The 7295-nt window shown below is 59.3% G+C and carries 10 protein-coding genes; 8 read left to right on the forward strand and 2 right to left on the reverse strand.

Annotated features, from left to right (window positions below):
• Nucleotide 1 precedes the first annotated feature (1 nt).
• From ccoO to ccoS, 7 genes are read left to right on the forward strand one after another with little or no spacing between them, the layout of a single operon-like run.
• On the forward strand, nt 2-790 hold the full coding sequence (gene ccoO, locus V4T21_RS18435) for a cytochrome-c oxidase, cbb3-type subunit II (RefSeq protein ID WP_332719659.1): 789 nt from the start codon (nt 2-4) through the stop codon (nt 788-790).
• A 5-nt stretch (nt 791-795) separates the two neighbouring features.
• Entirely contained in the window at nt 796-960 is a 165-nt protein-coding gene (locus V4T21_RS18440; protein ID WP_332719661.1) for a cbb3-type cytochrome c oxidase subunit 3, read from the forward strand.
• The gene (gene ccoP, locus V4T21_RS18445; RefSeq protein ID WP_332719663.1) at nt 957-1841 is read left to right on the forward strand and encodes a cytochrome-c oxidase, cbb3-type subunit III; all 885 of its coding nucleotides are present in this window, start codon (nt 957-959) and stop codon (nt 1839-1841) included. The genes V4T21_RS18440 and ccoP overlap by 4 nt, the downstream gene beginning before the upstream one ends.
• A gap of 2 nt (nt 1842-1843) precedes the next feature.
• Nucleotides 1844-2047 carry a hypothetical protein gene (locus V4T21_RS18450; protein ID WP_332719665.1) on the forward strand — a complete coding sequence of 68 codons (204 nt, stop codon included), beginning with the start codon at nt 1844-1846 and terminating at the stop codon, nt 2045-2047.
• A 23-nt stretch (nt 2048-2070) separates the two neighbouring features.
• On the forward strand, nt 2071-2883 hold the full coding sequence (locus tag V4T21_RS18455) for a DUF2189 domain-containing protein (protein WP_332719668.1): 813 nt from the start codon (nt 2071-2073) through the stop codon (nt 2881-2883).
• 9 nt (nt 2884-2892) lie between these two features.
• The gene (locus V4T21_RS18460) at nt 2893-5145 is read left to right on the forward strand and encodes a cation-translocating P-type ATPase (protein WP_332719670.1); all 2253 of its coding nucleotides are present in this window, start codon (nt 2893-2895) and stop codon (nt 5143-5145) included.
• Nucleotides 5146-5147: 2 nt separating this feature from the next.
• A complete protein-coding gene (gene ccoS, locus V4T21_RS18465) occupies nt 5148-5324 on the forward strand; it encodes a cbb3-type cytochrome oxidase assembly protein CcoS (RefSeq protein ID WP_332719678.1) in 177 nt (58 codons plus the stop codon).
• A gap of 219 nt (nt 5325-5543) precedes the next feature.
• Here ccoS and V4T21_RS18470 read toward each other — a convergent pair whose 3' ends face one another.
• Nucleotides 5544-6209, reverse strand: a complete 666-nt coding sequence (locus V4T21_RS18470) for a hypothetical protein (protein ID WP_332719673.1) — start codon at nt 6207-6209, stop codon at nt 5544-5546.
• 2 nt (nt 6210-6211) lie between these two features.
• A complete protein-coding gene (locus tag V4T21_RS18475; RefSeq protein ID WP_332719674.1) occupies nt 6212-6640 on the reverse strand; it encodes an RrF2 family transcriptional regulator in 429 nt (142 codons plus the stop codon).
• A 120-nt stretch (nt 6641-6760) separates the two neighbouring features.
• On the opposite strand from V4T21_RS18475, the gene V4T21_RS18480 reads away from it, so the two are divergent.
• A complete protein-coding gene (locus V4T21_RS18480; RefSeq protein ID WP_332719676.1) occupies nt 6761-7282 on the forward strand; it encodes a hypothetical protein in 522 nt (173 codons plus the stop codon).
• Nucleotides 7283-7295 lie beyond the last annotated feature (13 nt).

Genomic DNA, 7295 nt, shown 5'->3' on the forward strand with positions numbered 1-7295 from the left:
TGTGGCAGAACTCTTCCATCGCAAACTGGAACGGACGGCGATCGGCTTTGTCTTGGCCATTATCGCCGCAGCCAGTGTCGGCGGCATCGTCGAAATCATTCCGCTTTTCACCATCGACGAGACCGTCGAGGACGTTCCGGACATGCGCCTTTATACGCCGCTAGAACTGGCGGGGCGCGACATCTACGTCAAGGAAGGGTGCTATGCCTGTCATTCGCAGATGATTCGGACCCTGGTCGATGAAGTTGACCGCTACGGTCCCTATTCACTGGCCGTGGAATCTCAATACGACCATCCCCACCAATGGGGCTCGAAAAGAACCGGACCCGATCTCGCTCGTCTGGGCGGGAAATATTCCGATGTGTGGCACGTTGCTCATCTCATCAATCCCCGGCAGGTGACGCCCGAATCCAATATGCCGGCCTATCCCTGGCTGGCCGAGAACGAGCTTGATGTCTATCAACTCTCCGCCCTGTTGCGCACGCAGCGGATCGTTGGCGTCCCCTATACGCAAGACATGATCGAAAACGCGGCCATGGACGCTATTGGGCAGGCCACGCCGGGCAGCACCCAGGCCAGAGCAGTCGCCGAACGCTATGGCGAAGGCACCCAGGTCAGCACGTTCGACGGAACAACGGGAACGGTCACCGAGATGGATGCGTTGGTTGCATACCTGCAAGTGCTCGGGCGCCTCACGGACGCGGCCTATCTGCAGGCCGATTCCGACGAGACGCCCGCCGCCGACGACGTCCTCTCCTCGGAGTTGATCGCGCCGGCTGACCAGGAGTAAGTCCGATGGATTTCGATCACAGCACGCTGGTGGCGTTCTCCAAGAGTTGGGGATTGTTTTACCTGATCGCCATGGCAGTGGCCGTCTGCATCTACACCTTCTGGCCCAGGAACCGGAAGAAGTTCACCGATGCCAAGAATTCCATTTTGCGTGAGGATGATCGGCCATGAGCGAGGTTGAACGGGACGCCGCTACGGGGGAACCCACCACCGGCCACGAATGGAACGGCATCAAGGAACTCGACACACCCGTACCGCGGGGCATTATGCTCTTTGTGATCGTAACCCATGTGTTCGCGCTCATTTGGTGGATATTGATGCCCGCATTTCCCCTTGGGTGGACCTATACGCCAGGGATATTGGGCATCGATCAATTCACCAGCGCCAATCAGGCCGTGGCCGAAGCCCGTACCGTTCGATCATCCTGGAGTGCCCCGCTTCTGGAGCTTTCGGATGAAGAAATCCTGGCCGACGAAGCGCTCATGGCGCGAGTCACGGAAACCGGAAACCAGCTTTTCGGCGACAATTGCGCAGCATGCCATGGGCGCGATGCGCAGGGCGGCATCGGATATCCCGATCTTACCGACCATGACTGGATCTGGGGCGACGGCAGCGTCACGGCTATTGCCGATACAATGCGCATCGGCATCAACGCCCAACACACCGAGAGCCGCGTTGCCCAAATGCCCGCCTTCGGGCTTCAGCAGATGCTGACGACCGACGAGGTCCGCAACGTCGCGCGTTATGTCTATTCGCTGAGCAATCCCGATTATTCCACTGCCGAGAACCTTGAGCGCATTGAGGCCGGCCGTGACACTTTCGCGACCAATTGCGCTGGCTGTCACGGCCAGGATGCCACTGGCATTCCCGGAGCCGGATCGCCGAACCTGTCCGACGCGGCCTGGATTTATGGCGGCGAGATCGAAGACATCATCGCTTCGGTGCATGGCGGACGCGTGGGGCACATGCCCTACTGGGAAGATCGCCTGACGCCGACCGAGATCAAGGTTCTCGCGCTCTATGTCCATTCGCTCAGTACCGGGCGACCCTAGCCATGGCGATGAGCAAGCCAGCCGAAAGCCGGAACAATACGCGGTTGCTGGTTGCCGTGCTCGTCTTTCTGGGCACCATCATTTTCGTCGGCGCCAATGCTCATCTGATTTATGTCTCCTTCGCATCCCAGCCCGGTTGCGTTGACCACGCCAAGCCGGGCGAACCCCGTCCGGGACAATACAGCGCCGCCAAATCGTCTTGCTAGCCGCTTTTTTGAAAGGGCCCACCATGAGTGAAACGGACGAACGCTACTGGCTCTTGAGTAAACCCTCGGGCATCGAGGAAACCCACGCGCCCGAGCTGCAGCGCAACTATGCGCCTTCGCGCGTTTTCGCCTGGCTCAAGGCGGGCTGGCACGATCTTTATACCGACCCTTTGCCGAGCCTGGCCTATGGCGTGGTGGTGAGCGCTATTTCGACAATCCTGATCTATTGCTTTTTGGAATTCAATCTCGACTATATTCTCTTCCCGGCCCTATCGGGTTTCCTCATTATGGCCCCCCTCCTGGCCATGGGGCTTTATCAAAAAAGCGCCAGGCTCGCCAATGACGAGCCCGTCAGCCTTGCCGATCTGCTCGGCGTCAAGGCTCAGTCAGGTGGGCAGGTGTTCTTTGTTGGGTTGATGCTTTCACTGTTGGCCCTCGTCTGGATCCGTGCTGCAGTCATCGTCTATTCCCTTTTCTTCGGCTATCGGGCGTTCCTGGGCGTTGAAGAATCCATTCCCCTGATTTTCGGAACCCCCATCGGCTGGGCTATGCTGTTCACCGGCATCTGTGTGGGTGGGCTCTTTGCCGCCTTCGGCTTCGCCGTCAGCGCTTTTTCAATTCCGATGTTACTCGATCGGCGCACCGACGCACTGACCGCGATGGGCACGAGCATGGCCGTAGTGTGGAACAACCTACCCGTGATGATCGCCTGGGGCGCGGTCGTCATGGCCCTGGTCATTGTCTCGATCGCCACCGCGCTCATCGGATTTATCGTCATCTTCCCGCTTCTCGGCCACGCCACCTGGCACGCCTATCGCGATATGGTCAAAGACTGAGGGGAAACCATGAGCCTCGAAACCGCCTTGAACGACCCTCTCGCTTCCGCTCCCTCAGGCGAAAGCGAACTGGTGCTCGCCAGTCAGAATATGGGCAACGGACAATTCCGAACCAGTCTGTCGGTGCCAGGGATGCATTGCGGCGGCTGCATGAGCAAAGTGGAAAAGGCGCTGTCGGCGCTGCCCGAGGTCCAACTCGCGCGGGTCAACCTCTCAACCCGCCGCGCCACGGTCGAATGGACGGGCAAAACAGCGCCCGCTCTCATCGAGACGCTGTCCAGCATCGGTTTTGAAGCCAATTTCATCGATGAACCGGAACAGCGCAGCGAGCCCCAATTTCGACGGCTGGTTCGCGCCCTCGCGGTTGCAGGCTTTGCTTCGGCCAATATCATGATGCTCTCGGTCGCCGTGTGGGCCGGAGCCGACGCGGCAACCCGCGATCTGTTTCACTGGATCTCTGCGGCCATCGCCCTCCCCACTCTCATATATTCTGGCAGCATCTTCTTTGAGCCGGCGTTCAACGCCCTTCGGCACGGCAGGACCAACATGGATGTGCCGATATCGATTGGGGTCGCGCTGGCCTTCGGGCTGAGCCTGTTCGAAACGATAACCAGCGGCCAGCACGCCTATTTCGATGCTTCGGTCACTCTTTTGTTCTTCCTTTTGATTGGGCGTACGCTCGATTACGCAATGCGCGACAAGGCCCGCAGCGCCGTCAGGGGATTGGCCAGCCTCACACCGCGCGGCGCCACGGTTGTCGATACCGATGGAAGCTACCGTTATCGTCCTGTTTCCGAACTTGTGCCGGGCATGACCATCTCGATTGCAGCCGGCGAGAGAATGCCGGTCGATGGACGCGTTATTTCGGGTACCTCGAACTTCGATTGCGCCATGGTGAACGGAGAAAGCCAACCCGTGCTCGTCGCTCCTGGCGACAGCGTGCAGGCCGGCACCATGAACCTGCAATCCCCCTTGCTTGTTGAGGTGACGGCCAAGGTCCAGGATTCGTTCCTGGCCGAAATGATCCGGCTGATGGAACTCGCCGAGGGCGGCCGCAACCGTTATCGTCGCCTCACCGACCGCGTTTCCGAACTCTATTCTCCGGTCGTGCATCTGGCAGCGGCGATCACCGGGTTGGGATGGTGGTTGATCAGTGGCGATTGGCATATGGCAATCACCACCGCCATTGCCGTTCTCATCATTACCTGCCCGTGCGCTTTAGGCCTTGCCGTGCCGATCGTCCATGTGGTCGCCGCGCGCAAGTTGTTCGAAAATGGTCTGCTCACCAAGGACGGCTCTGCCATCGAACGTCTGGTCCAGCCCGATATCGTTGTGTTCGACAAGACCGGTACGCTGACCCGGGGGCGTTCCACCCTCTCCAATCGTGCGGACATCGAGCCCATTTCCCTGGCCATGGCCGGCACATTGGCGCGCCAATCGCGTCATCCCCTGTCGCAGGCACTTGTTGAAGCGGCCGCCAATCTCACGGTTTCCGAAAAGATCACCGATGTCCAGGAAATCGGCGGTCAGGGCGTCATGGGCACCATCGGCTCGAGCAGTTTCCGCCTCGGACGGCGAAGCTGGGCATGCGGGACCGAGCGCAGCGACACGGCATTTGCGGGTTCAGAAGTGGTTCTGAGCCGGGACAGCAAAGAAATCGCCGCCTTCCACTTTGCAGATTCTTATCGCGAAGGAGCGCATCAAGCGGTCAGCGAGCTCAAAGATCTGGGCCTCGAGATCGTTCTTGTGTCCGGCGATCGACATCCGGAGGTAGAGCGCGCCGCCCGCGACCTGGGCATCGAGCAGTTTCACGCAGAATGCCTGCCCGGCGAAAAACTCGCTTTGCTCGAGCGCATGAACGCCGATGGCCGCAAGGTGCTCATGGTCGGCGACGGGCTCAATGACGCGCCCGCGCTCGCGGCGGCCCATGTCTCGCTTGCCCCCTCGTCTGCTGCCGATATCGGCCGTCAGGCCGCCGATATCGTCTTCACCCGCGAAAGCCTGCTGGCCGTCCCCACCGCCCTGCACGTGGCGAAGCGTGCGGACAAGCTGGTGCGGCAAAACCTCGCCTTCTCGCTTCTCTACAATATGGTGGCCGTTCCCATCGCAATCCTCGGTTTCGTCACCCCGCTGGTCGCTGCACTGGCCATGTCGCTGTCGTCCATCATCGTCGTCCTCAACGCCATGAGGCTGACCCGAAACGCGCACACCAGCAACCGAGCCAACCCATCCGCTACTATCCCCGGTATGGAGCCGGTGTGATGATGGATCGCATTTTTTTCCTTATTCCGTTGGGACTGATCATGGGACTGGTAGGGTTACTCGCCTTCCTCTGGTCGCTGCGCTCAGGCCAATATGACGATCTCCAAGGCGCAGCCGAGCGCATCCTACTCGATGACGAGGACAATGAGAAAAAGGAGGGAGCGGGCAACACCCGCTGACCAATCGCCGATGAGCCGAAAAACCAAAGACGCCATCATTGTCTCCCTGACGATTGCCTCCGCGGTGATCGTCCTCGCGCCAAGCACGGTTGCAGCCGCTGCAAGTCTCCTGGCGCTGATTGGCAATCAGTTTTGAGCTAACTCAGGACGGGTTGGAGACTGTTGGCTACCTGCCCCGTCAAGGTTTAATTTCGGCCATCACTGCCATCGACTGATGGCTCAATGGGAACCGGCTCTCCACTCATAGAGATGAACCAATTTGGGGTCGTCGGCATGCTCGATCAGCATCCGGCGGACGCGATCCTGCCACAGGGCACCGAACCACTCCAGTTGCGCGGCGTCGGCCTTGCTCGAAATCGCCAGAGGCATCAAAGCTTCCATTTCGCGATCATGCGGCACGCTGGCGGTATTGATGTCTATGATCACGCCCTGCCCGGTGTCGCGACGTCGTAATCCGATCCGGCCGTCAATTACGGCATCGAAGGTCAGAAGGCCCTTGCGCGAGAAGCGATGGTTCGCACCAATTCCCATGAAGCCTGTTTCCTCGCCTGCGCCGGTGACGAGCGTGGCGATCGAGGCCATGACCCCGGTCGTGCCTTCGTCTCTGCCATCGCGCATATGCACCTCAATGGCACCACGCTCCGGCACGTCCTCGTCGTAGAGCCAGGCGAGCCCTTGGACCATCATCAGCCAAGCGCCCGCGACGGCGGGGCAGGAATGGCCGGCAAGCCGAACCGCATCGATATAGCGATACGTCATCACCCCGCCCTTGGCACTGCTAAGAAATTCGGCAAGCGGATCTCGCATCCGCACCACCGGTGCGTCCTCAAAAAAGGCAGGAAAAGCGCCCCCGTTTTGGCTCCCTGGAAACTGGACGACTGTCATCGTCAGGCCGCCGGCTGGTTGAGCGGGAACAGAGCGGGATCGACCGCGATATCACTCAACGTATTGCGATCCATCTCAGCCATAAATGCATCGAGCGCACCGCCCAACACACGCCGTAGCCGATGACTTGGTGTGATCCGATCGGCATCGTCCCCGAAGCACTCCACGATGGCGAAATCCGGTTCGGTTACCCGCAGCACATCGCCCAGAACAATCTCTTCCGCACGACGGGCCAGTTTCAAGCCGCCCGAGCGCCCCCGCACAGCCTTGAGAAAATCGTTTCGGGTCAGAATGTTGGCGACCTTCATCAAATGGTTCTTGGATATGCGATAGGCGCCGGCAGCTTCATCGATGGTTACGAGTCGATCGTCATGGGCAGCGACATAGACCAGCAAGCGCAGGGCGTAATCGGAAAATTGGGTCAACCGCATGCTCGTCGCCCATTTTTCCAGCTTGTCGAACTATTCAGGATTGCGTTTGTCATAATATATATTTCTAGCGCATCTTTTCTGCTACGCAAGTGGTCCAGAGCCGTAATTGGAGCCAGATCCATGTTTGAGAGCAAACCGTCCCGTAACGCAATTTGGGCAGCGGTCGTTGCTTTGGTATGGATCGGCCTCCTCGTCGGCGTGTCTTTGCTGGCGACGCCGGTCAAATTCCGAGCGCCGACCCTGGAACTGCCCGTTGCGCTTGATGTGGGCCGGCACACCTTCAGCGTTTTCATTATCGTTGAATTCGTAGGCCTTGCCTTGCTGGCCCTAGCGATTTTCATCGGAGCGCGATCGCGGATGATGCTGGCCGGGCTGTTGGTGATTGTCGCCGTTCTGTCGATCCAGAGCGTCTGGTTGCTTCCAGCTCTCGATGCCCGAGTTGAGACCTACCTTGCCGGTGAGGTGCCACCCGACAGCATGCTGCATATGTTTTATGTCGCAGCGGAAGGGGTGAAACTGTTGGCTCTGATCTTCATCTCAACCCTGTCACTGCGCCGCGCGCTGGGGTCAAACGAAAGAATTTTGCCGGCCTCCAAAACATTGTCCGCCGTCAGCACCCATGGCACAGGTTTGAGGTTGTAAGTTAAGGAGGTTT

The sequence above is a fragment of the Pelagibacterium mangrovi genome, assembly GCF_036662815.1.
GTDB lineage: Bacteria > Pseudomonadota > Alphaproteobacteria > Rhizobiales > Devosiaceae > Pelagibacterium > Pelagibacterium mangrovi.

Excerpts from the sequence above, each read along its gene's own strand:
- V4T21_RS18440 (WP_332719661.1), top strand. The coding sequence starts at position 796 with ATGGATTTCGATCACAGCACGCTGGTGGCGTTCTCCAAGAGTTGGGGA.
- ccoP (WP_332719663.1), top strand. The coding sequence starts at position 957 with ATGAGCGAGGTTGAACGGGACGCCGCTACGGGGGAACCCACCACCGGC.
- V4T21_RS18450 (WP_332719665.1), top strand. The coding sequence starts at position 1,844 with ATGGCGATGAGCAAGCCAGCCGAAAGCCGGAACAATACGCGGTTGCTG.
- V4T21_RS18455 (WP_332719668.1), top strand. The coding sequence starts at position 2,071 with ATGAGTGAAACGGACGAACGCTACTGGCTCTTGAGTAAACCCTCGGGC.
- V4T21_RS18460 (WP_332719670.1), top strand. The coding sequence starts at position 2,893 with ATGAGCCTCGAAACCGCCTTGAACGACCCTCTCGCTTCCGCTCCCTCA.
- ccoS (WP_332719678.1), top strand. The coding sequence starts at position 5,148 with ATGGATCGCATTTTTTTCCTTATTCCGTTGGGACTGATCATGGGACTG.
- V4T21_RS18470 (WP_332719673.1), bottom strand. The coding sequence starts at position 6,209 with ATGACAGTCGTCCAGTTTCCAGGGAGCCAAAACGGGGGCGCTTTTCCT.
- V4T21_RS18475 (WP_332719674.1), bottom strand. The coding sequence starts at position 6,640 with ATGCGGTTGACCCAATTTTCCGATTACGCCCTGCGCTTGCTGGTCTAT.
- V4T21_RS18480 (WP_332719676.1), top strand. The coding sequence starts at position 6,761 with ATGTTTGAGAGCAAACCGTCCCGTAACGCAATTTGGGCAGCGGTCGTT.